This is a genomic window from Arthrobacter gallicola, assembly GCF_014836775.1.
Lineage (GTDB): Bacteria > Actinomycetota > Actinomycetes > Actinomycetales > Micrococcaceae > Arthrobacter_B > Arthrobacter_B gallicola.
This window is the reverse complement of sequence record NZ_JACSQD010000003.1, coordinates 126299-149060: the sequence shown is the minus strand read 5'-3', so window position 1 is coordinate 149060 and position 22762 is coordinate 126299. Positions and strand designations below refer to the sequence as shown.

The 22762-nt window shown below is 66.1% G+C and carries 18 protein-coding genes; 3 read left to right on the top strand and 15 right to left on the bottom strand.

What is annotated here, in order from left to right; genetic code table 11:
• The first annotated feature begins 57 nt into the window (after window positions 1-57).
• Window positions 58-2148 (top strand): HNH endonuclease, encoded by a 2091-nt coding sequence (locus tag H9639_RS17170; protein WP_191807552.1) that lies wholly within the window; start codon window positions 58-60, stop codon window positions 2146-2148.
• Between the two features lie 277 nt (window positions 2149-2425).
• Here H9639_RS17170 and tsaD read toward each other — a convergent pair whose 3' ends face one another.
• From tsaD to glmS, 13 genes are all read right to left on the bottom strand, one after another.
• Complete coding sequence (gene tsaD / locus H9639_RS07910; RefSeq protein ID WP_191807551.1) at window positions 2426-3502, bottom strand: tRNA (adenosine(37)-N6)-threonylcarbamoyltransferase complex transferase subunit TsaD; 1077 nt, start codon at window positions 3500-3502, stop codon at window positions 2426-2428.
• On the bottom strand, window positions 3503-3979 hold the full coding sequence (gene rimI, locus H9639_RS07905) for a ribosomal protein S18-alanine N-acetyltransferase (protein ID WP_191807550.1): 477 nt from the start codon (window positions 3977-3979) through the stop codon (window positions 3503-3505).
• A 41-nt stretch (window positions 3980-4020) separates the two neighbouring features.
• A complete protein-coding gene (tsaB, locus tag H9639_RS07900) occupies window positions 4021-4689 on the bottom strand; it encodes a tRNA (adenosine(37)-N6)-threonylcarbamoyltransferase complex dimerization subunit type 1 TsaB (protein WP_191807549.1) in 669 nt (222 codons plus the stop codon).
• 370 nt (window positions 4690-5059) lie between these two features.
• Complete coding sequence (tsaE, locus tag H9639_RS07895; RefSeq protein ID WP_191807824.1) at window positions 5060-5605, bottom strand: tRNA (adenosine(37)-N6)-threonylcarbamoyltransferase complex ATPase subunit type 1 TsaE; 546 nt, start codon at window positions 5603-5605, stop codon at window positions 5060-5062.
• Entirely contained in the window at window positions 5605-6810 is a 1206-nt protein-coding gene (gene alr, locus H9639_RS07890; RefSeq protein WP_318242024.1) for an alanine racemase, read from the bottom strand. Before alr ends, tsaE begins: the two co-directional genes overlap by 1 nt.
• A gap of 34 nt (window positions 6811-6844) precedes the next feature.
• Complete coding sequence (locus H9639_RS17165) at window positions 6845-7555, bottom strand: GNAT family N-acetyltransferase (protein ID WP_318242023.1); 711 nt, start codon at window positions 7553-7555, stop codon at window positions 6845-6847.
• The gene (mgrA, locus tag H9639_RS07880) at window positions 7548-8594 is read right to left on the bottom strand and encodes an L-glyceraldehyde 3-phosphate reductase (protein ID WP_191807547.1); all 1047 of its coding nucleotides are present in this window, start codon (window positions 8592-8594) and stop codon (window positions 7548-7550) included. The genes H9639_RS17165 and mgrA overlap by 8 nt, the downstream gene beginning before the upstream one ends.
• 117 nt (window positions 8595-8711) lie before the next feature.
• On the bottom strand, window positions 8712-10460 hold the full coding sequence (gene treZ, locus H9639_RS07875) for a malto-oligosyltrehalose trehalohydrolase (RefSeq protein WP_318242045.1): 1749 nt from the start codon (window positions 10458-10460) through the stop codon (window positions 8712-8714).
• Window positions 10454-12829 (bottom strand): malto-oligosyltrehalose synthase, encoded by a 2376-nt coding sequence (gene treY / locus H9639_RS07870; protein ID WP_225219356.1) that lies wholly within the window; start codon window positions 12827-12829, stop codon window positions 10454-10456. The genes treZ and treY overlap by 7 nt, the downstream gene beginning before the upstream one ends.
• Window positions 12826-15012, bottom strand: a complete 2187-nt coding sequence (gene glgX, locus H9639_RS07865; RefSeq protein WP_191807545.1) for a glycogen debranching protein GlgX — start codon at window positions 15010-15012, stop codon at window positions 12826-12828. Before glgX ends, treY begins: the two co-directional genes overlap by 4 nt.
• 93 nt (window positions 15013-15105) lie before the next feature.
• Complete coding sequence (locus H9639_RS07860; protein ID WP_191807544.1) at window positions 15106-16614, bottom strand: NAD(P)H-hydrate dehydratase; 1509 nt, start codon at window positions 16612-16614, stop codon at window positions 15106-15108.
• Between the two features lie 10 nt (window positions 16615-16624).
• Window positions 16625-16975 carry a holo-ACP synthase gene (locus tag H9639_RS07855; RefSeq protein WP_191807543.1) on the bottom strand — a complete coding sequence of 117 codons (351 nt, stop codon included), beginning with the start codon at window positions 16973-16975 and terminating at the stop codon, window positions 16625-16627.
• Window positions 16976-17008: 33 nt separating this feature from the next.
• Window positions 17009-18886, bottom strand: a complete 1878-nt coding sequence (gene glmS / locus H9639_RS07850) for a glutamine--fructose-6-phosphate transaminase (isomerizing) (protein ID WP_191807542.1) — start codon at window positions 18884-18886, stop codon at window positions 17009-17011.
• Window positions 18887-18999: 113 nt separating this feature from the next.
• Between glmS and coaA the strand changes: the two genes are divergently transcribed.
• Together coaA and mscL are read left to right on the top strand one after the other, a co-directional pair.
• Window positions 19000-19980 (top strand): type I pantothenate kinase, encoded by a 981-nt coding sequence (coaA, locus tag H9639_RS07845; protein WP_191807541.1) that lies wholly within the window; start codon window positions 19000-19002, stop codon window positions 19978-19980.
• Between the two features lie 30 nt (window positions 19981-20010).
• Window positions 20011-20436 (top strand): large conductance mechanosensitive channel protein MscL, encoded by a 426-nt coding sequence (mscL, locus tag H9639_RS07840; protein ID WP_191807540.1) that lies wholly within the window; start codon window positions 20011-20013, stop codon window positions 20434-20436.
• A 95-nt stretch (window positions 20437-20531) separates the two neighbouring features.
• Here mscL and glmM read toward each other — a convergent pair whose 3' ends face one another.
• Both glmM and rpsI read right to left on the bottom strand, forming a co-directional pair.
• Window positions 20532-21902, bottom strand: a complete 1371-nt coding sequence (glmM, locus tag H9639_RS07835) for a phosphoglucosamine mutase (RefSeq protein WP_191807539.1) — start codon at window positions 21900-21902, stop codon at window positions 20532-20534.
• A 358-nt stretch (window positions 21903-22260) separates the two neighbouring features.
• On the bottom strand, window positions 22261-22758 hold the full coding sequence (rpsI, locus tag H9639_RS07830; protein WP_066295858.1) for a 30S ribosomal protein S9: 498 nt from the start codon (window positions 22756-22758) through the stop codon (window positions 22261-22263).
• Between the last annotated feature and the right edge of the window lie 4 nt (window positions 22759-22762).

The following is a 22762-nucleotide window of genomic DNA, read 5'->3' as shown; positions in this document are numbered from 1 at the left end:
AACCGCTCCTCGGAAACCCCAGGATTTTCCCGGTCAGCTGACCGGGAGGAAAGCGGTGTGCCCGTGTTTTGCGCCGATCCGGCGGGGTTGGCCGACGTACCCGAGGAGACGCTGCCAGAGGGTTTCGCCGGGCGGTTGTCGCTGCGCGGTGCCGGGAATCTGGGCTATGAGGAAACCGTTACAGCGCTACAGCGGCTGGGAATGCTGGTGTCCTGGGCCCAGGCGCAGCAGGCCAGGGTCGCCGCACGGTTGGAAGCCCTCTTCGCCAGGGACCTCGCCGAGGCCGCGGGAAAGGAAGAACCAGCCCTGGCCATGAGCCTGGCCGCCGCTGAAGCAGCAGCAGTGCTGAACCTGCCCCACATGACAGCGCTGCAGCTGATCAGCGAATCAACCCGTCTGTGCCTGGAAGCACCGCAAACCCTTGCGCGGCTGGCCGAGGGCCGGATCGCTATCCAGCACGCCCGGATCATCCTCGACGAAACTCAAGACCTGCCCACCGAGATCCCCGGGACAGCTGGGAATGGCGGGGGCGGGTCGGGTGAGCTTGCCGGTGACCCCGGAGGGAGCGGGGCGGACGGGAGTGCCGGGCCTAGCGGGAGTGCCGCTGGAAGCGGAACGGAACCAAACGGCTCGGCCGAAGAAGACACCGATGCGGACGGACACGGCCAAGCGGACGGTGGTTTCTCCGGTATTGAGTTCGGACAGCTTGACCTGGAGCTGGATAGCCCGGGTGTTGAGAACAATCCCGATGATCCTGATGGCCTAACCGCTGATCGATCCGGGGCAGGTGGCTCGGTGGCTGGCGGAGCCGGTGACGGCATGACTCGTGGAGCTGGTTCAGAGGCCGAAGTGTTGAGCGCACGCGGGGAGTTCGAGCGGGACCTGCTCAATGCCGCCGAGGGCCGGACCGCAGCAGGCTTTGGCCGCCGGGCCCGCCGGCTGCGGGAATCCAGGTTCCCGGACCTGATCCCGGTTCGCCACCGTCAGGCCAAAGACAAACGCCGGGTCTCCTTCCAGGCCCTGCCGGATGGGATGTCCTGCCTGAGCGCATTTATCGCCGCGGAGAAAGGCCAGGCTCTCTTCACCGCCCTTACCGGCGCCGCAAAGGCCGGTAAACGCTCCGGAGACCCCCGCACAATGGACCAGCTCCGTGCCGACATCCTCACCGCATTGTTCCTGGACAACGACGACGAGAGCCCGGGGATCTGGCCCGCTCCCACTTCCGTCCCCACCCCCGGACGCTCTCCCGTCCCCAGCGCTGCACCCGCAGCTGGCTCTGACCCCGTCCCCGGCCCCTCTCACATTTCGGGCTCCGACCCCGCTCCCGCTGCTGGTTCTGGCCCCGCTCCCGCTCCAAGTCCCACCGGTGCTCCCGCTCCCGCACGCGTTCTCACACCTGACTCCGCTCCCGGCCCCGCACCTACCGCACCCAGAGGCAATTCCTCGCCGATCCCGGGATCTACCGCGGCAGATACCTCAGCTCCTGATCAGCCTGGTGCCGGTACGGGAGAGGAACGCCCGGAGCCTCAGGAACTCGCCCGCGGTCCGCGCGCAGGGCGGCCAGGGAAGGGACCCCGGCGGGCTGAACGGCACAGGACCCGAGCCCGGTCCGGGGTCCGGACCGAGGTGATGGTCCTGATCAACGCCGATACCCTCGCCGGGCTTAACGAGGATCCGGCGGAATTGAACGGCTACGGACCCATCAGCCCCGAGACCGGGCGACGCATGATCCTCGAAGCCCTGCACTGGACTCCGCTCAGCCAAGACCCTGCCACCGGGGAGATCCTCGCTGTGGGCCGCCGGCGACGCATCCCCGCCGGACTCAAACGCTGGCTTCAGGCCCGGGACGGAACCTGCCGGTTCCCTGGTTGCTCGGTCAGCGTTACCCACGCGGAGATCGACCACACCACCCCGTTCGCCCACTACGGACCGACCGACCACGCGAATTTGGAACACCTCTGTCCCAAACACCACCGCTTCAAAACCCTCGGCCATTGGAAAGCGCGCCAACCCGAACCGGGCGCCATCGAGTGGCACTCCCCCACTGGCCGGACCTATACCACCGACCCCGCCCTCAGCTACGCCGCCAGCTGCCCGCCTCAGAAACCGGAAGACACGCCTCCTGACGACGACCCTCCACCGTTCTAGGTTCCAGGCGCCAGGGCAGGCACTAGGCACCCAGGCGCCAGGCGGCAGGCGGCAGGCGGCAGGCGGCAGGCGGCAGGCGGCAGGCGGCAGGCGGCATTAGTCATCAAGCACTGCAGGGTGACAAGTTGTGGGCGCACGCTCTCAACGCACCGGTCAGGAGCGGAACTCCAAGGAGGACCGGAAAGGGTGATGGGCAAGGGCGAAACCAGGGGCAGGTGTCACCCGGTACAGTGCTAAGCCCGAGACGGGCCCAGGGCCCAGCCGAGGCCTCGCCTGCCTAGGCCGCCGGCAGGTGAATGCTGGTGACCGGCTGTGACGGATCGGGAGTGAACGCCACACCCGAAGGCTCACCACCGGCCATCACCACCTGCGCACCCAGAGCGGCCACCATGGCCCCATTATCGGTACACAGCCGGATCGGCGGCACCCGCAGCGAGATCCCGGCCGCAGCACAGCGTTCGGCAGTCAGTTCACGGAGCCGGGAGTTTGCCGCCACTCCGCCGCCCAGCAGCAGGTTGGTAATCCCATGTTCAGTGCAGGCCAGGACAGCCTTCGCGGTGATGACATCCACCACGGCCTCTTGGAAGGACGCAGCAATATCAGCCACCGGGGGTTCCTGCCCGGCGGCTTCGTACTGTTCAACACAGCGGGCAACGGCGGTCTTCAGTCCGGAGAAGGACCAGTCGTAACGGTGCGGACCGGGTACCTCAGCGCTGCCCATGTACTTGGGCTGGGTGAGTCCGCGCGGGAAACGGATAGCCTTCGGGTTTCCCTCGCGGGCCAGCTTGTCGATCGCCGGACCGCCGGGATACCCCAGACCCAGGATGCGGGCAACCTTGTCATATGCCTCACCCGCGGCGTCGTCAATGGTTGAGCCCAGCAGTTCGACGTCGGACGTGAGTGTTCTGACCCGCAGAATTTCGGTGTGGCCGCCGGAGACCAGCAGCGCACCGAGGTTTTCCGGAAGTTCCCCGCCGTCGAGCACGCCAACCCCCACATGGGCAACGAGGTGGTTGATCGCGTACAGCGGCTTGCCGGTGGCGAGAGCCAGGGCCTTCGCAGCGCACACGCCAACCATCAATGCCCCGGCCAGTCCGGGACCGGAGGTAACCGCGATGGCATCAACCTCATCCAGGGTGACGCCGGCTTCTTCCAGGGCCTGCCGGAGCGTGGGGACAAAGGCATCCAGGTGGGCGCGGGACGCGATCTCGGGGATCACCCCGCCGAACCGGACGTGCTCCTCCATGGAGGAGGACACAGCGTTAGCCAGCAGAGTGTTCCCCCTGACAATTCCGACGCCGGTTTCGTCACAGGATGATTCGATGCCGAGCACCAGGGGTTCGGTGCGGTTCATTTACGCTTCCTTCGGAGTGTGAGCGGTGTGCTGCGGGCTGCCCTGCCAGGCTGAGAGCTCCAGGCGCATGATCAGGGCATCCGCGCCGTCGCGGTAATAGCGCGGCCGGATATGGATCTGTTCGAAACCAAACCAGCGGTACAGCCGCTGGGCCCGGGGGTTGTCCGCACGGACCTCGAGCAGCACGTCATCGGCGCCGCGTTCCTTGGCTTCGTCGATCAGGGTGGCCAGCAGCCGCGAACCGGTCCCGGCACCTTCGTGTTCCGCCGCGACGGCAATGGTCTGAACGTCGGCGATGGGCAGCACACACATCAGTCCGGCATAGCCAACCACGGTGCCGTCAGGCTGGACCGCCACGTAGTAGGAGCGCGTGTCAGCCTGGCTAAGCTCGTCGTAGAACATCTGCGTGGGCCACGCGTCGACGGGGAACATGGCTTTTTCCAGTGCGTCAACAGCCGAAATGTCAGCTTCTGTCATCGGCCGGATGCTGACCGGGATGGCGTTCCCGGGCTGGGTACTCACAGGGCACGCTTCCGCGGCCCGGGCACCTTGGCATCGGATTCACGCAGGTAAAGCGGCGCACTGTCCAGCAGCGGCAGCCCGCGGACCAGGCGCACGACGGCGGTGCGGCCCAGGGCGGCAGCTGTCGGCTGGGCGGCGGCAAAGTCCCGCACCGGGTGAAGGACGTCCGGATAGAGCCCGGCGCCTGCGCCGTAGGCAGGCAGGTCCGGGACTTCCTCCGGGGCGGTGACGTGCGGTCCGTCCAGGAGTTCGCCGGTGCCGCCGGTGCTGCGGTAATGCGCCCAGTAGACTTCCTTGCGCCGCGCGTCTGTGGCAACAACAAATTCATCCACGCCAGCACGCCAGGCGTCCAGCGCGGCGTCCAGGGCAATGGCGTCCAGGCTCATCACGCCGTGCAGCGGGGTGTTCCAGGCGAAGGCGAGGGTCCGTGCGGTGGCGATGCCCGAGCGCAGGCCCGTGAACGGGCCGGGCCCAACACCGACCACCAGCGCGTCGATCTGCGCTCCGGTAACTCCGGCCTCCTGCAGCAGGCTCTGGATCCCGGGGGCGAGAACCTCGGCGTGGGAACGGGTGTCTTCGGTGGCGAAGGACGCCAGGGTCTCCCCTTCACCGGTTAGAAGTGCCGCACTGGCTATGGCAGAGGTATCGATGGCAAGGATGAGCACGGTGCCCATTTTACGCGGTTCCCCTTCCCCTCCCGTCACGGCGGCCGCCGGGGCTGGGAAAGCTGCGCATCCGCTGCCCCGGAGCAGGCGGCCGCCGGGGCTGGGAAAGCTGCGCATCCGCTGCCCCCGGAACAGGCGGCGGCAGGGATTGGGAAAGCTGCGCGTCCCCAGCCCGGAACAGGCGGCGGCAGCCGGCTCCGGAGCCCCACGGCCCAAAAACCGGATCCAAGAACCACGAACCCAGCGTCGCTGCGACCCGGGCGGCGGCTTCTTATACTGCTCGTTTGGCCGCCCGGTACTGCAGGCGGTGGGATAAACCAGCACTGTTCCCGCACAGGGAACCAGCCCTGTGCGGGACCGGGGAGAAGTCTCAGGAACCCGTCAGGTCCGGAGCGGACGACCAGCGCGGCCCGTACCCGGCAAGGCGGATGGTGCGCTCCTCGTCGTCGTCCTCTGCGGAGAAGTCAGTGACCAGCTCGCCCGAAGAACCCGGCTGCCCGCCGGTGGCACGCAGGAGGGTAACTTCCAGACGGCTCTCGGTGAGGTGCTCGACCATTCCCTGCCCCCACTCCACCACCGTCACGGCACTGTCCATGGTGTTTTCCAGATCGATGTCATCGATCTCCGCAGCGGATCCAAGCCGGTACGCGTCAACGTGCACCAGATCCGGTCCGTTGCCGAGTGCCGGATGGATGCGCACCAGGACGAATGTCGGGGAAATGATGCCGGCGCGCACACCGAGACCTTCGCCAAGTCCCTGGGTGAAGGTGGTCTTTCCGGCACCAAGTTCACCGGTAAGCAGCAGCAGGTCGCCGGGACGAAGGACCGCCCCCAGCCGCCGGGCAAGGTCCTGGGTTCCAGCGGCGGACGCGGTTCGCAGCTCGAGTTCCCACACGGGTGTGTCCTGGGTATCCATCACGGAAGCACTGACTCCGCCGCTGCAGCCGCTGACCCTGGTTCTGCCGGATCATCGGAATCCACGTAGCTGCGGGTGACCCGACCGCTGATCCGCGTGATGATTTCATAGTTGATGGACCCGCTGGCCGCGGCCCATTCATCAACGCTCGGGGCGTCACCACCGCCGAAAAGCACGGCTTCCTTGCCCACGAAGGAATCCGCTGTGCCGGCAATGCCGGTCCGTCCCAGGTCGATGACCATCTGGTCCATGGCTATCCTGCCGGCCACCGGAAAGACTTCCCCGTCCACCTGGACCGGTCCGCCGGTGGCAACCCGGGGGATGCCGTCGGCGTAGCCCATCGGGACCAGCGCCAGCGTGGTGGGCTCCGCCGTTTTGTAGTGCAGCCCGTAGGACACGCCCTGTCCGGCCGGGACTGCCTTGCAGTTGGCGATGGTGGTTTTCAGGGTCATCGCCGGGCGCAGTCCAAGTTCGGCCGCGCTCTGGCCGGGGAACGGGGACAGCCCATACATTCCGAGGCCGATGCGGACCATGTCGAAGTGCGAGTCCGGACGGGACAGCGCTGCCGGGGTGTTGGCAATGTGCCGGACTTCATGGTCCACACCGGCGTCCTCGGCAACGGCAACCGCGTCACGGAACTTCTGCAGCTGCACATCCGTTTCCCTCCGCTGCGGCTCATCCGCGACAGCCAGGTGGGAGAAGATCCCCACGACTCTCAGCAGCCCATCCTCCTGGTAGGCAAGCGCCTGCCCCACGAAGGACTCCCAGAGTTCCTCCGGGCAGCCGTTGCGGCCCAGCCCGGTGTCGATTTTCAGGTGGACGCGGGCCGGTACTTCCAGTTCGCGTGCAGCCGCGACCACAGACTCCAGTTCCCACCCGGAAACACCGATGTCGATGTTCGCGGCGACTGCTGCGGAGAAGTCGCTGTCCGCCGTATGCAGCCAGGCCATAATCGGCGCGGAAATCCCTCCCGTGCGCAGTGCCAGCGCCTCGGAAATATGTGCAGTCCCGAGCCAGGCAGCACCCGCGTCCACAGCCGTACGTGCTACTTCGAGTGCGCCATGCCCGTAGGCATCCGCCTTGACGACTGCCATCAGCCGGGCGGGCTTGACGAGCTCTGCAAGATGGCGGATGTTGTGCCGGATCGCGGCTAGGTCAACGACGGCGATACGCTCCGCCGGGGGAACAGCTTCGAGATAATTCACGGCTCTATTCTCCCATTGACCGCACCGGCCCGATTCATTCTCCATCCTCCGTGAGGTCCTTGTGCATGATGTGGAGCCCGGTCAGCCCCGCGGAGGGGTGCCGGAAAGCCCGCGGAACGGTGGCCAGAATCCGGAATCCCAAGGACTGCCAGAGCGCGACGGCCCGAACATTCGTTTCCACCACGGCGTTGAACTGCATGGCGAGGTAACCCTGGGCAGCCGCTTCCGCCAAAACATGAGCTGCAAGGGCCCGGCCGATACCCCGGCCCGACGCCGCCGGGTCCGTCATAAACGAGGCGTTGGCAACATGGCTGCCTCCGCCGCCCCGGTTGGGATGCAGCAGCGCGGTGCCGAGGATCCGGTCTCCCACGACTGCGGCATAAACACGCGCAGGCGCAGGTTCGAACCACAGCCGGCGGGCGCCGTCGTCATCCAGGTCGCGGTCCCAGCAGTAGGTCTCGCCCGCCCGGACAATCGGCTCCATCATGGTCCAGATGCGCGGCCAGTCCGCGCCGGTGGCATCCCTGATGGTCACAGCCGGGCCCGCCGCAGCCGGGTCCGCCCGAACCGGATCAGGCCGGAGGGCAGCCCGGTCTGCCCGAGCCGGCTCCGGTGGCCGGACTGCCGGGTCCGGCGGATCCGCCGCAGCCGGCCGGTCCACATCCGGCAGCAGGGCAGCGGCGTCTTCCGGTGGCGCCGAGGCTCCGTCCGGTTCACCGGCGTGGCTCCCACCTGGTTTAGGCATCCAGCGCGGCCGCCCAGATGTTGATGTCCCCGTCCTGGGCGTACGTGTCGATTTCCGCCAGTTCCTGACTCGAGAACTCCAGGTTCTGCACGGCAGCGAGGCTGTCTTCGAGCTGGCGCACGCTCGAGGCCCCGACCAGGGCTGAGGTCACCGCGCCGCCGCTGGCCTGCGGCCGCAGCACCCAGGCGATGGCCATCTGCGCGAGGCTCTGGTTCCGTGCCTCGGCGATGCGGTTCAGGCCACGCACCCGCTCCAGGTTCTCCTCGGAGAGCTGGGCCGGGTCCAGGGACTTTCCGGCCGCGGCCCGTGATCCTTCCGGAACTCCACCCAGGTACTTGTTGGTCAGCAGCCCCTGCGCCAGCGGCGAGAAGGCAATGGAGCCGGCGCCGGCTTCCTGCAGTGCCTGGAACAGATTCGGCTCACCCTTCTCCACCCAGCGGTTAAGCATGGAGTAGGAGGGCTGGTGAATCAGCAGCGGAGTTCCCAGGTCAGCGAGGATCCGGGCCGCCTCAAGCGTCTTCTCCGGGGAGTAGGACGAAATGCCGGCATAGAGGGCACGCCCGGAGCGGACAGCAGTGTCAAGGGCGCCCATCGTCTCTTCCAGCGGCGTTTCGGGATCCGGCCGGTGGCTGTAGAAGATGTCGACGTAGTCCAGTCCCATACGCTCCAGGGACTGGTCCAGGCTGGACAGCAGATACTTGCGCGAGCCCCAGCTGCCGTACGGCCCGGGCCACATGTCGTAGCCGGCCTTCGTGGAGATGACCATCTCATCCCGGTATGGCCGGAAGTCGTCCCGGAGGTGGCGCCCGAAGTTCGTCTCGGCTGAGCCGGCAGGCGGTCCGTAGTTGTTGGCCAGGTCGAAGTGCGTTACCCCCAGGTCAAAGGCCCGGCGGAGGATGGCGCGCTGCGTCTCGAAGTCCCTGTCATCACCAAAGTTATGCCACAGGCCCAGGGACACGGCCGGCAGCAGCAGGCCGCTGCTGCCAACGCGGCGGTAGGGCATGGAATCGTAACGGTTCTGCGCGGGAGTGTAGGTCATGGCATCATCCTGCCATCCGGGCGGCGGCTAATCGAGCACCGTCCGCCGGTGTCCTGCTCCCCCGCCCTAGTCACCGCCCTCAGTCACCGCCCTCAGTATCGTCCTCGGTCAGCGTCGTCAGTTACCAGACACAATGGCGGCACCGAAGGCAGGGAGCTGGATCACTCCGCCGCCGGGTACCGAGGGGCCCGTTTCCAGCAGAACCCGGACCGGCTCCTGCAGGGGCAGTGGAACCTTGGACGGTCCATCCGCAAAGCTCAGGGCGACGGCGGTTTTGCCGCGCAGGACGGTCAGCCAGCGGGAGGCCTCGTCATACTCCACTGAGATGTTGCGGAAGTCGGGTTCCCTCAGGTCAGGGACTCTCTGCCGCAGTGCCAGGAGATCCTGGTAGAGCCGGTGCAGGCGGGCGTGGTCGCCGTCGCCCAGTTCCGACCAGTCCAGTTTGGAATTCTGGAACGTCTGCGGATCCTGCGGGTCGGGAACCTGCGAGGGATCCCAGCCCATGCGGGAGAACTCCCGCAGCCGCCCCTCCGCGGTAGCCCTGCCTAGGTCCTCCTCCGGGTGCGAGGTGAAGAACTGCCAGGGCGTGGAAGCTCCGAACTCCTCGCCCATAAAAATCATGGGGGTGGTCGAGGACGCCAGGTTCAGCACGGCTGCGAGCGCCAGCTGTTCATAGCTGAGGGAAGCCGTGAGCCGGTCCCCCGCCGCGCGGTTCCCGATCTGGTCATGATTCTGCACCGCGACCACCAGTTGATTGGCACTGTGCACGCTCTTGTCGAGGGGCCGTCCGTGGCTGCGGTGCCGGAAGGAAGAGAACACACCGTCGTGGAAAAAGCCGTCCTGGAGCACCTTGGCCAGAGCACCCAGGGAATCGAAATCGGCGTAATAGCCGCCGTTTTCACCCGTAAGGTTGCTGTGCGCAGCATGATGGAAATCGTCGGACCACTGTCCGCTGAGCCCATAGCCGTTAAGGTCCCTCGGCGTGATCAGCCGGGGGTTGTTCAGATCCGATTCAGCAACCAGAAACAGCTCTCCGCCCCGCTCGGCGGCCAGGTTGTCTACCCGGAGCGCCATCTCCTCCAGAAAATGCAGCGCCCGCTCATCCCGGAACGCGTGGACCGCGTCCAGCCGGAGGCCGTCCACGTGATAGTCCCGGAACCACATCTCCACGTTCTCCAGGATGTACCGGCGAACCGGATCGGAAAACGGACCGTCAAGGTTGACTGAGTCTCCCCAGTCGTTGCCGGCGCCCTGGTGCAGGTAGGGTCCGAACCTCGGCAGATAGTTGCCGCTGGGTCCCAGATGGTTGTAGACCACGTCCTGGATGACGCCCAGCCCCCGCTCGTGGGCTGCGTCCACGAACCGCTGGTACGCGCGGGGACCGCCGTACGCTTCGTGGACCGCGTACCAGAGCACGCCGTCATAACCCCAGTTGTGGGTGCCGTTGAAGGCGTTCACCGGCATCAGCTCGATGTACTGGACCCCAAGCCCGGCCAGATAGTCCAGCTTTCCGGCAGCGGCATCCAGTGTGCCCTCCGGGGTGAACGTTCCGATGTGCAGTTCGTAGATGGCCCCGCCGTTCAGTCCGGGCGAGGCCCAGCCGGCGTCGTGCCATTGGTAGCTGCCGGGGTCGAAGGTACGGGAAAGACCATGGACGCCGTTGGGCTGGCGGCGGGACCGCGGGTCGGGAAGCGGGGTGGTGTCCTGATCGATCAGGTAGCCGTAGTCGATGTCGCCGTCCAGCGCAGCGTGCTGGACGTGCCACCACCCGTCCTGTCCGCGGCTCATGGGAAGTTCCCGTCCATCGGCCAGCAGCCTCATGGTGTCCGCGTTGGGTGCCCATACGTCAAAGTCAGGGTTCACGATTCCTCCTCCAACGCCAGGAGCGCGACGGGATAGCCGCCGAACAGGTCCTCCACCTCTGCCTCTCCCCCGCTGTGGACCGCTCCGGTGAGCCGGTTGAGGTAGGTTCCGGCGGGCAGCTGAACCGTTGTCCCGTTCCATCCGCCGGCCGCCGCCAGTCCGAGCGGCAAACGGGTGACAAGGGTCACGGCCCCGCCCCGGTCAAACCCGAAGACGTGCTTGGCAGCCGGTCCGTCCACGCTGAGCGCGGTGTAACCGGTGAACAGTTCCGGCCGGCCGCGGCGCAGCCGCAGTGCCTCCCGGGTCACCAGGAACTTGGCGGCGCCAGGCCCATCGAGGGGTGCCCCGCCAAGAGGCGAACCGTCAAGGGGTGGCCCGCCAACAGGCGGCACCGGGCCGTTTTCCCGGGCGTCAAGGCTGGCCGCAATCCGGGAACGCAGCTCATAGTCAACCGGCCGCCGGTTATCCGGGTCCACCAGGGAGTGATCCCACAGCTCGGTACCCTGATAAACATCCGGAACGCCGGGCATGGTCAGCTGCACCAGCTTGGCACCCAGTGCATTCGACCGTCCCGCAGGCGTAATCCGGTCGGCGAAGGACTCCACGATGGAACGAATCTCCGGGTGGTCGTACGCGGCATCCACCAGGGCATGGAGCTGCTTCTCGAAGGCCTCGTCGGGCGAGGTCCAGCTGGTGCTCTGACCTGCTTCGCGGGCCGCCTTCTCGGCGTAGGCGTGGGCCCGGTCCCGGTCCAGCGGCCAGGCACCCACCAGGGCCTGCCAGAGCAGATCCGCCAGGTCCCGGTCCCCCAGCGGAAGACGCTGTTCAAGCTCCGTGACGGTACCGGCCCATTCCTCCGGCAGCTCGGACAGGACGCTGATCCTGGCCCGGGTGTCCTCGCTCCGCTTGGTGTCATGGGTGCTCAGCACAGTCATCGACGCGGGGAGCCCGTGTTGCCGCCGGAGCATCCGCAGGTGCAGATCATAGGGTTCGAGGGCGAAGAGCGACGGATCCGCCCCCACCTCGTTGAGCGAGGTGAGCCGCGTGTACCGGTAGAACGCGGTATCCTCGACCCCCTTGGCCATGACCATGCCGGAGGTCTGCTGGAAACGCAGGGCCAGCTCATCCAGGTCTGCATCCGGCTGCGCTGCGGACCTCCCGCCGGCCAGCAGCGGAAGAAGCGTGTCGAACGCTGCATCGAGGTCCGGCCGGCGGACCCGGGCGGCGCGTCCCGCCTCTTCCAGGTATCCGGCCCCGTCGGGGAGGTAGCTGCGGTAGACCGGGAAACAGGCCAGCAGCTCGGCGAGGGCGTCCGCAGCTACGGCGCGGTCCAAGCCGGACTCCGCCGGTACCAGCCGGGCGAGCCGGCGCACCTCGGAGTTCAGCAGCCCGTCCGCAACGGCCCGCTTGGTGTCATGGATCAGGTCCCGGTACGGCTCCGCTCCGGCCGCAGCCGTCAGCGCGGAGGCAGCGGCCGGGTCAACGAAAAGCCGGTCCACGTCGGCGAGCGCGTCATACCCGGTGGTTCCCGCAGCGGCCCAGTGGTCCGGAAGCGACTCATCGTGTTCAAGGATCTTTTCCACCAGGACATAGGCGCCCCCGGTCAGGTCGGAAAGCCTCGCCAGGTATTCAGCCGGATCGGCCAGCCCGTCGGGATGATCGATCCGGAGCCCATCGGCCAGTCCCTCCCGGAACCACCGCCCGATTTCGGCATGGGTTTCCTCGAACACCCACGGCTCTTCCACCCGTACCCCTGCGAGTGTGGTGATGCCAAAGAACCGGCGGTAGTTCAGCTCATCATCGGCCCGGCGCCAGTTGACCAGTTCATAGTGCTGCCTCTCATGCACCTCCTGCGGCGAGTCCCCGGGCTGGAAGGTGCCTTCCGCAAGGGGGAAGGCATGGTCGTAGTAGCGCAGTTCTCCGTCTTCGACCCGAAGCCGGAGAAGTTCGTCGTCGCCCTCCCCCAGCATCGGCAGCAGCAGCTTCCCGCCGCCCGCCGCCCAGTCAATGTCGAAGGCCTCGGCATAGCGCGACGCCGGTCCCTCACGGAGCACTGACCACCACCAGCGGTTCGCGCGCGGAGTGGCCACCCCCATGTGGTTCGGCACAATATCCACGAGCACCCGCATTCCAGCGGCGTGGGCGGTGTCAGCCAGCGTCCGGAAGCCGTCAGGTCCGCCCCGGGATGGATCGATGGCAGACGGGTCCGTCACGTCATATCCGTGGGACGAGCCTTCCTCCGCCGTCAGCAGCGGGGAAAGGTAGATCCAGTCCGCCCCCAGATGGCTGAGGTATGGCACCAGTTCAGCGGCGTCGTAAAGGGTGAACCCTGCATGGATCTGCAGCCGGTAGGTGGACCGCGGGGTTCTCATACGGCGCTCTCCCGGGTCTTGGCTCCGGCAAGTGCGGCCAGCGACGCCGCGACGGAGTGGTCAGGGACCTCTTCGTTGCGGACATGCTGCCGCAGCACCACCATTGATTTCGCTGCAACCGAAATCTTGTTGTCAGCAGCCACAGGCTCCGAGTCGGCGTATTCACCGGCGGTATCGATCACCTGGTCCCACAGCTCCCCGTGTTCCTGGGAGGGCAGCGTCACCGTCACCGGCTCGTCGTCGGCATTGAAATAGAGCAGGAAGTTCAGGTCCGTAATCGGCTGCCCGCGGCGGTCGTTGCCGGGGATGCCCTGCCCGTTGAGGAAGACGCCGAGCGAACGGCCCAGCTGGGTATCCCAGTCCTCCGGCTGCATGGGACTTCCGTCCTCGTTCAGCCAGACAATGTCCGGCAGCGCGTCGCCTTCTCCCCGGGCGACCGGACGCCCGTCGAAGAACCTCCGCCGGCGGAAGGTCGGGTGCTCGGCGCGGAGCTTGCTGACCGCGGAGGCGAACTCCATCAGCGGAGTGTCCATCTGGTCCCAGTTGATCCAGCTCAGCTCAGAGTCCTGCGCGTAGGTGTTGTTGTTGCCCTGCTGGGTCCGGCCGAGCTCATCTCCGTGGGCGATCATCGGCACACCCTGGGACAAAAGCAGCGTGGCAAGGAAGTTGCGCTGCTGGCGGGCGCGCAGTGAGAGTACCAGCGGATCGTCGGTGGGCCCTTCGACTCCGCAGTTCCAGGAACGGTTGTGGGATTCGCCGTCGTTGTTGTCTTCGCCGTTGGCCTCGTTGTGTTTTTCGTTGTAGGAGACCAGGTCCTGCAGCGTGAAGCCGTCATGGGCGGTGACAAAGTTGATGGACGCCACGGGGCGGCGGCCGGAGGTTTCGTACAGGTCCGCCGAGCCGGTGATCCGGGACGCGAACTCACCCAGCGTGGAGGGCTCCCCGCGCCAGAAGTCCCGCACCGTGTCCCGGTATTTTCCGTTCCACTCCGTCCACTGCGGCGGAAAGTTCCCTACCTGGTAGCCGCCGGGACCGATGTCCCACGGTTCAGCAATGAGCTTGACCTGGGAGACCACCGGGTCCTGCTGCACCAGTTCGAAGAAACTGGAGAGCCTGTCGACGTCGTAAAACTCCCGGGCCAGCGCGGACGCGAGGTCGAAGCGGAAGCCGTCCACATGCATTTCCGTGACCCAGTAGCGCAGCGAATCCATGATCAGCTGCAGGGAGTGCGGGTTGCGGACGTTCAGGGAGTTGCCAGTGCCGGTGTAGTCCATGTAGTACCGCTTGTCGTCCTCCATAAGCCGGTAATACGCAGCATTGTCGATGCCCCGGAAGGAGAGTGTGGGTCCCAAGTGGTTGCCTTCAGCCGTGTGGTTGTAGACCACATCCAGGATCACTTCGATGCCAGCCAGGTGGAGGGCTTTGACCATCGCCTTGAATTCCTGGACCTGCTGGCCGTTCTCACCGGTGGCTCCATAGGTGTTCTGCGGAGCGAAGAAACCGATGGTGTTGTAGCCCCAGTAGTTGGAGAGGCCCTTTTCCTGCAGTGTTGAGTCGTTGACGAACTGGTGAACCGGCATCAGTTCCAGGGCGGTCACCCCCAGTTTCTGCAGGTGCGCGATCACCGCGGGGTGGGCGATGCCGGCGTACGTCCCGCGCTGTTCCTCCGGGACCTCGGGGTGCAGCTCGGTCAGCCCCTTGACGTGAGCCTCATAGATCACCGACTGGTGGTACATGGTGCGGGGGCGCCGGTCCCCATCCCAGTCGAAGAACGGGTTGATCACCACGCCCTTCATCATGTGGGGGGCAGAGTCTTCATCATTGCGGGAGTCTTCATCGCCGAAGTTGTAGCCGAACAGCGACTGATCCCAGTCGACCTGCCCCGAAACGGCCTTGGCATACGGGTCCAGAAGCAGCTTGTTGGGGTTGCAGCGGTTGCCCTGGCCCGGATCGTTGGGCCCGTCCACCCGGTAGCCGTATTGCTGGCCGGGGACCACATGCGGCAGGTAACAGTGCCAGACGTACCCGTCCACCTCGGTCAGCGGAATGCGCGATTCGGATCCGTCGTCATCGAACAGACAGAGCGTTACCGATTCCGCCACCTCGCTGTAGAGGGCGAAGTTGGTGCCGTTGCCGTCGTACGTGGCACCCAGCGGGTATGCATCTCCGGGCCAGACTTCCATTCAGAGCTCCTGACTGCTGTAAGGGTAAGCAGGTGAATACTATGCCTGCTTACTTTCTACAGTATGCCAGCCGTCTCTGCGTGATGCTGGCGTTCAGCTCTGCAGGAAGCCGGCCAGGACCCGGCGGATGGCTGCCGGGAGGCGGGAGGCCTCCACCGGTCCTTCCAGCGCGGAAAGGGCACCCGCCCGCCCATGGATGCTCGCTGCCGCCGCGGCGAGCCGCGCGTAGTGGCCGGGGCCGCCGGGCCCAGCACTGTCAGTGGCAAGCAGTGCCCCCAGAATCCCGGACAGTGTGTCCCCGCTGCCGGCGGTCGCCAGCCACGGGGTTGCTTCGGCCTGGCTGTACACGGGTCCTCCGGGAGCGGCCACCAGGGTGGCCCAGCCCTTCAGCAGCACGGTGGCTCCGGTCAGGTCCGCGGCCCTGCGGACATGGCTCAGCGGGTCCGCTTCCACGGCCGCGCGGTCAGTGGATTTGCCGAGGTTGGTGAGCAGGGCGGTCAGCTCCCCGGCGTGGGGTGTCAGGATGACCTGCGGCCCCAGGCTGGATACGACGGCGGAAATCGCGTCGGCGTCGATCACGGCGGGAAGCCCTGACGCCATGGCATCAACGGCCCGCTGCCGCTGGTCCTCGTCCTGCCCGGCGCCGGGACCTGCCACCCAGGCCTGGACATGGGTCTGCGCCACGGCGCTCTCCGCGCAGACGGCTTCGGGGTGCTGCAGATTGATCAGGCGGCGGACCGGCTCCGGTCCCAGGAATCGGACCATACCCACCCCGGTGGCCAGCGCGGCACCGGTGGCCAGGACGGCAGCGCCCGGATAGGCCGCTGACCCGGCAGCGATACCGAGGACTCCGCGGCTGTATTTATGGTCCCCCGGTGCCGGGACGGTGAGGAGACCGGCAATGTCCGCCGCCTCCAGCCGCTGGATCCCGGGAGCTTCCAGGTGCGTGGAAAGGCCGATGTCCACGCATTCGATCTGCCCGGCTGCTTCCGCCCCGGGGCCGGCCATCAGCCCTGTCTTCGGCGCACCGAATGTGACGGTCAGATCAGCCCGCAGGAAAGCCCCGGGAGCCGCACCCGTGTCGGCGCTGATTCCGCTGGGCAGGTCGCAGGCGACGACGGCGGGGGCCTGGCCGCGGCGCAGGCGCGCCGGCTCCAGCACCGCCAGTCCGGCTGCCGGCGCCCGAAGTCCGCCTTTACCACCGGTCCCGAGGATGCCGTCCAGCACCAGGTCGCTGCTCCGGCAGAGCGCCAGGACCGTCCCGGTGTTCTCCTCGGTGAGAGTCAGGACCTTTCCCCCGCGCCCGCGGAAAGCAGCCAGCGCAGCTGAGTGGACGTCCTCGGCGGTGAGCACGGCGGTGGAACTGCTCCCGCGGGCAAGCAGGCGGGATGCAGCGTACAGCGCATCGCCGCCGTTGTTGCCGGCTCCCGCCAGGACCACGGTCTTGGAGCCGTAGATCCGGCCGCGTCGTCTCAGCAGCAGTCCGGCGGCTGCCCGATAGAGTCCGTAAGCGGCCTTTTGCATCAGTTCCGGACCGGCACCGGCGTCGAGGAGCGGTTGTTCGGCTGCCCGGACGGCGGTTCCTGGATACGCACTGATCATGCGTACCAGACTAGCCCTCGGCTACCACCATGGCAGTGGCGAGGCCGCCGTCGTGGCTCAGGGAAAGGTGCCAGGTGCGGACACCCTTGAGCTCGGCCGCTGCCGCGACGGTCCCTTCGACCAGGATCTGCGGCGCGCCGGAGGAATCCATTTCAATCCGGCAGTGCTGCCAGTTCATGCCGGCCGGGGCGCCCAGGGCCTTCGCGACAGCTTCTTTGGCGGCAAAGCGCGCCGCCAGGGACCGTACGTTCAGCTCCCGTTCCGCCGGCACGAACAATCGTGTCCGGAGGCCGGGCGTCCGCTCGAGCTGGCGCCCGAAACGCTTGATGTCCACAACGTCAACGCCAATACCAACAATCATTGGTGCCCCCTCCGGCAGGTTTTGTCCGGTCCGTTACTCGACAGTGACGGACTTGGCCAGGTTACGCGGCTGGTCCACGTCAAACCCCTTGGCAGTGGCCAGGGCGCAGGCGAAAATCTGCAGCGGAACCGTAGTAAGCAGCGGGGCCAGCAGCGTAGGCGTCTCCGGAACGTAGAAAACGTGCTCGGCGTAGGCCTTGACGGCGTCGTCCCCCTCTTCAGCAATCACGATGGTCTTCGCTCCGCGGGCCCGGATTTCCTGGATGTTGGAAACGACCTTGGCGTGCAGCGAATCCCGGCCGCGGGGGGAAGGCACCACCACGAAGACCGGCTGCCCTTCTTCGATCAGCGCGATCGGCCCGTGCTTGAGCTCACCTGCAGCGAAGCCTTCGGCATGGATGTAGGCCAGTTCCTTCAGTTTCAGGGCCCCTTCCATGGCGACGGGGAAGCCGACGTGGCGGCCCAGGAAGAGGACGGAGGACGTGCCGGCCATCAGCTGGCCAAGCTCCTTGATGGAACCGGCACTGTCCAGCACCTGCTGGATCTTGGCCGGCACCTTGGCGAGGTCTGCCAGAATGTCCCTGATTTCGCCCTGGAACTTATTGCCGCGCACCTGCGCCAGGTACAGGCCAAGGAGGTAGGTCGCGGTGATTTGGGCGAGGAAGGCCTTAGTGGAGGCGACGGCGATTTCCGGTCCGGCGTGGGTGTACAGCACGGCGTCGGCTTCCCGCGGAATGGTGGAGCCGTTGGTGTTGCAGATGGCCAGGATCTTGGCGCCCTGTTCCTTGGCATAGCGTACGGCCATGAGCGTGTCCATGGTCTCGCCCGACTGCGAGATGGCCACGATGAGGGTATTGGAATCAACAATCGGATCACGGTAGCGGAACTCATGGCTGAGTTCGACTTCCACCGGGATACGGCACCAGTGCTCAATGGCGTATTTGGCGACCTGCCCGGCGTAGGCAGAGGTGCCGCAGGCAAGGACCATGATTTTGTTGATCGACTTCAGCGCTTCGGGGCTGACGCGAAGCTCATCCAGGGTCAGGCGCCCGTCTGCGTCGAAGCGGCCCAGCAGCGTGTCAGCAACAGCCTGGGGCTGGTCGTTGATTTCCTTCTCCATGAAGGAGTCGTAGCCGCCTTTTTCCGCAGCGGCAGCGTCCCAGTTGACCTCAAACTCAGTGCCTTCGGCCGGGCGGCCGTGGAAGTCGGTGATTTCCACGGTCTCCGGAGTGATCGTGACGATCTGGTCCTGGCCCAGCTCCACGGCACGGCGGGTGAAGTCGATGAAGCCGGAGACGTCCGAGCCAAGGAAGTTCTCGCCGTCGCCGAGCCCGACGACGAGCGGGGAGTTCCGGCGGGCGGCAACCACCGTGTCCGGGGAGTCGGCGTGGACGGCCAGCAGGGTGAAGGCACCTTCCAGACGCTGGCAGGCCAGCTGCATGCTGCGGGCCAGGTCCTGTCCGCCGGTAGACGCGTAGATGCGGCCCAGCAGCGCCGCGGCAACCTCGGTATCGGTTTCCGACCGGAACTCGACACCTGCAGCGAGCAGCTCTTCCTTCAACTCGGCGAAGTTCTCAATGATGCCGTTGTGGATGACGGCAAGGCGGTCGCCGTCGGCCAAGTGCGGGTGGGCGTTCCCGTCGGTGGGTCCGCCGTGGGTTGCCCAGCGGGTGTGGCCGATGCCAGTGGTCGCTTCCGGGAGCGGGGCTGCTTCGAGCTCGGCGACCAGATTAGCCAGCTTGCCGGACTTCTTGCGGGACTCCATACCGGACCCGGTCAGCACGGCTACGCCGGCTGAGTCGTAACCACGGTATTCCAGCCGGCGAAGGCCCTCCATCACGACGTCCAGGGCACTGTGCCCGATAGCTGCTGCAGCGCCCGGGCGGCCGGTATAACCTACGATTCCACACATGCTCCCAAGACTACCGGCAGCGGGCAGTGACGGTCTAAACGCCGGTTCGTTCCTGCATCGCTGTCCCGGAACCGTGTTTGGATTGGCCGCCGCGGCAGTGCACAATTCCTAGAGTGACCGAACCAACTCCGAAGTCCTCGCCGGGAAACGGCCATGAGAGTAACTTCACCCCTTTCGTCGAGCTGGACCGGCAGACCTGGTCACGTTTGTCCCACGAAATCGAGTCTCCGCTGAATCAGGATGACATCACGCGCCTGCGCGGACTCGGTGACCAGCTGAACCTGGATGAAGTCCGTGAAGTGTATTTGCCGCTCTCCCGGCTGCTGAATCTTTACGTGGCCGCGGCGGGCAAGCTGCACAGCGCCACCACCACCTTCCTGGGCGAACAAACCACAAGGACACCGTTCGTTATTGGGGTCGCCGGTTCGGTCGCGGTCGGAAAATCCACCACTGCCCGCGTGCTCCGGGAAATGCTGCGGCGCTGGCCGGATACGCCGAACGTGGAGCTGGTGACCACCGACGGCTTCCTGTATCCGAACGCCGAGCTGAAGCGGCGCGGTCTGATGGAGCGCAAGGGTTTCCCGGAGAGTTATGACCGGCGCAGGCTGCTGCGCTTTGTCAGTGCGGTCAAGAGCGGCGCCGAGGAAGTCCGGGCACCCCGGTACTCGCACCTCACCTATGACATTGTTCCGGATTCGGAAATTGTGGTCCGGCGTCCGGACGTCCTGATCGTCGAGGGACTCAACGTCCTGGCCCCGGCACGGACCCGCCCGGACGGACGCTCGGGCCTGGCGCTCAGCGATTTCTTCGATTTTTCAATCTATGTTGACGCCCGAACGGCCTACATTGAGGAGTGGTACGTCCAGCGCTTCCAGTCGCTGCGCAGCGGCGCCTTCGCCAACCCCGCCTCCTACTTCCACCGCTACGCGGGCCTTACGGACCAAAAAGCCCGGGAAACGGCACTGGATATCTGGAAGCGCATCAATGAGCCCAACCTCGTGACAAATGTCCTGCCGACCCGCGGGCGGGCCCAGCTGGTCCTCACCAAAGACGCGGACCATTCCGTCCGGCGGATGCTGCTGCGCAAGACCTAGGAGTATCCGGGCAGCCGGTAGTCTGAGCCAATGCTTAAAGGGTTCAAGAACTTCATTATGAAAGGCAACGTCCTGGACCTTGCCGTCGCCGTCATCATCGGAACCTCGTTCACCGCGGTGGTCAACGCCATGGTCTCCGCTGTGCTGATGCCGTTCATTTCGGCCCTCGCCGGGTCGCCGAACTTCGACAGTTTCGCGGTCCTGGAACTCAACGGCAATGAGGTGCGCTTCGGTGTCCTGCTTACCGCCGTCGTGAACTTCCTGCTCGTGGCCGCGACGGTTTACTTTGTGGTCGTCCTGCCGATGAACAAGATGATCGAACGGCGCAACCGCCGCCTGGGAATTGAACCGTCAGTCTCCGTTGACCCGCAGATCGTGCTCCTGACCGAGATCCGCGACGCCCTCAGCGCACAGGCCAATCCGCCCAGCCATTCCGGCTCAGGTCCCCGGCACTAACGTCGTCCGCCGCTCCGGTCCGCAGCGTTGGCGGACCGGAACAGCGCAGCGTCAACAGCGCCGGATAACCAGCGGCACGCCCAGCAGCGGCAGGCTCAGACGCCGGCGCCCTCTGAGGCTGTCAGCGAGAGGTGGGCTTCAACGGTCGCCGCCAGCTTCTCGGCGACGCTGCGCGCGGTGTCCATGTCTGCTGCTTCAACCATGACCCGGACCAGTGGTTCGGTTCCTGAGGGACGCAGCAGGACACGGCCCGTCTCACCGAGTTTTTCCTGGGCATCGATCACGGCGCGGCGCACCGCCTCGTTGGAGGAGGCAGCGGATTTGTCCACATTCTTGACGTTGATCAGCACCTGGGGCAGTTTTTCCATGATGCTGGCCAGCTGTTTCAGGCTGCGGCCGGTCTTTGCCACCTGGGCGGCCAGCTGCAGACCCGTGAGGACTCCGTCTCCGGTGGTCGCGTACTTGGAGAAAATGACGTGGCCGGACTGCTCGCCACCGAGACTGTAACCGCCCTCGCGCATAGCTTCCAGCACGTACCGGTCCCCCACGCCGGTCTCCCGGATGCTGATTCCGGCTTCCCGCAGCGCGAGCTTCAAGCCGAGGTTGCTCATGACCGTGGCTACAAGGGCGTCGTCCTTCAGCTCGCCGGACGCCTTCATGGCGACGGCCATGATGGCCATGATCTGATCGCCGTCGACGACGTTGCCTTCGGCGTCCACTGCCAGGCAGCGGTCAGCATCACCGTCGTGCGCGATGCCGAGGTCCGCGCCGTGCGCGAGAACGGCTTCCTGCAGCGCTCCGAGGTGGGTGGAGCCGTAGCCGTCGTTGATGTTGATGCCGTCAGGTTCGGCTCCGATCACCACGACGTCGGCACCGGCGTCCGCGAAGACCTGGGGCGAGCAGCCGCTGGCTGCTCCGTGCGCACAGTCCAGGACCACCTTCAGGCCCTCCAGACGGTGCGGAAGGGTCTGGAGCAGGTGAACGATGTACCGGTCCTCGGCGTCGGCGAACCGTTGGATCCGGCCTACGGCGGCCCCGGTGGGGCGGGGATTCGGCTCGTTCATCTCGGCTTCGATCGCATCTTCCAGCGCGTCGTCGAGCTTCTGGCCTCCGCGGGCCAGGAACTTGATGCCGTTATCGGGGGCTGCGTTGTGGGAGGCGGAGATCATCACGCCGAAGTCTGCATCGAGGTCCGCCACCAGGTAGGCGGCTGCGGGGGTGGGGAGGACACCGGCGTCGAAAACGTCGACGCCGGAACTTGCCAGGCCTGCCTCGACCGCGGCGGAAATGAACTCGCCGCTGATCCTCGGGTCCCGTGCCACGACAGCTACCGGACGCTTACCTGCGGGGACCTGCCGGTGCCCGAGGACGACGGCGGCAGCCTGCGCCAGTCCGAGCGCCACTTCGGCGGTGATCAAGCCGTTAGCCAGTCCCCGAACGCCGTCGGTACCAAACAGTCGTGTCATGTTCAAAGATCCTTAACAGCATGTAGTAACCAAGCATGCAGTTGCCCAGCAGGGGTTCGCGCTTGCAACCCCCCGCGCCTATTCTGCCACCCGTGCATCGCCTGCGCCCAAACGCTGCTCTGCGCACGCGTCGATTAGCCGGGATTCGCCTTGGACAACGCAAGCGACTTAAAGCGAAAACCCCCAGCCGCAGCCGGGGGTTTTCGCTATCGCCTGGGCGAAATGTGAACCTAAGCACCGTTCCAGCACTTGGCTTCCTCCGCACCGTTGAATTAGCGCTTGTGGAGCCAAGCACTGATTCAGCGCGAGGGCCCCGTTCTGCAGGCGCTCCAGCGCCTGCAGAACGGGTAGCGCTGAATTAGCGCTTGGAGTACTGAGGTGCCTTACGGGCCTTCTTGAGACCAGCCTTCTTGCGCTCGATGACGCGGGCGTCACGAGTCAGGAAGCCGGCCTTCTTCAGAGCCGGGCGGTTGTTTTCGCGGTCGATCTCGTTCAGCGAGCGGGCCACGCCGAGACGCAGGGCGCCTGCCTGGCCGGATGCGCCGCCGCCGTGGATGCGGGCGATAACGTCGTAAGCACCGTCGAGGTCAAGAAGCTTGAACGGCTCGTTGACTTCCTGCTGGTGCAGTTTGTTCGGGAAGTAGTCGGCCAGTTCGCGGCCATTGACGATCCACTTGCCGGTGCCCGGGACAACCCGGACACGTGCAATGGCTTCCTTGCGGCGGCCAACAGCGGAACCGGCGACGGTCAGTGCCGGACGTTCCTTGACCTCGGCCTGGGCGGCGTCGGTGCTTTCCGAGGTGTAGCTGGTGAGCTCCTCGGTGTTGTCATTCAGCTCTTCAGTGTTCTGAGCCACGATT

Bases quoted from the DNA above. Each gene is read 5' to 3' on its own strand.
- tsaD (WP_191807551.1), bottom strand. From the start codon at position 3,502: ATGAACCGCACCGAACCCCTGGTGCTCGGCATCGAATCATCCTGTGAC.
- rimI (WP_191807550.1), bottom strand. From the start codon at position 3,979: ATGACAGAAGCTGACATTTCGGCTGTTGACGCACTGGAAAAAGCCATG.
- tsaE (WP_191807824.1), bottom strand. From the start codon at position 5,605: ATGGATACCCAGGACACACCCGTGTGGGAACTCGAGCTGCGAACCGCG.
- H9639_RS17165 (WP_318242023.1), bottom strand. From the start codon at position 7,555: ATGCCTAAACCAGGTGGGAGCCACGCCGGTGAACCGGACGGAGCCTCG.
- mgrA (WP_191807547.1), bottom strand. From the start codon at position 8,594: ATGACCTACACTCCCGCGCAGAACCGTTACGATTCCATGCCCTACCGC.
- treY (WP_225219356.1), bottom strand. From the start codon at position 12,829: ATGAGAACCCCGCGGTCCACCTACCGGCTGCAGATCCATGCAGGGTTC.
- glgX (WP_191807545.1), bottom strand. From the start codon at position 15,012: ATGGAAGTCTGGCCCGGAGATGCATACCCGCTGGGTGCCACGTACGAC.
- H9639_RS07860 (WP_191807544.1), bottom strand. From the start codon at position 16,614: ATGATCAGTGCGTATCCAGGAACCGCCGTCCGGGCAGCCGAACAACCG.
- H9639_RS07855 (WP_191807543.1), bottom strand. From the start codon at position 16,975: ATGATTGTTGGTATTGGCGTTGACGTTGTGGACATCAAGCGTTTCGGG.
- glmS (WP_191807542.1), bottom strand. From the start codon at position 18,886: ATGTGTGGAATCGTAGGTTATACCGGCCGCCCGGGCGCTGCAGCAGCT.
- mscL (WP_191807540.1), top strand. From the start codon at position 20,011: ATGCTTAAAGGGTTCAAGAACTTCATTATGAAAGGCAACGTCCTGGAC.
- glmM (WP_191807539.1), bottom strand. From the start codon at position 21,902: ATGACACGACTGTTTGGTACCGACGGCGTTCGGGGACTGGCTAACGGC.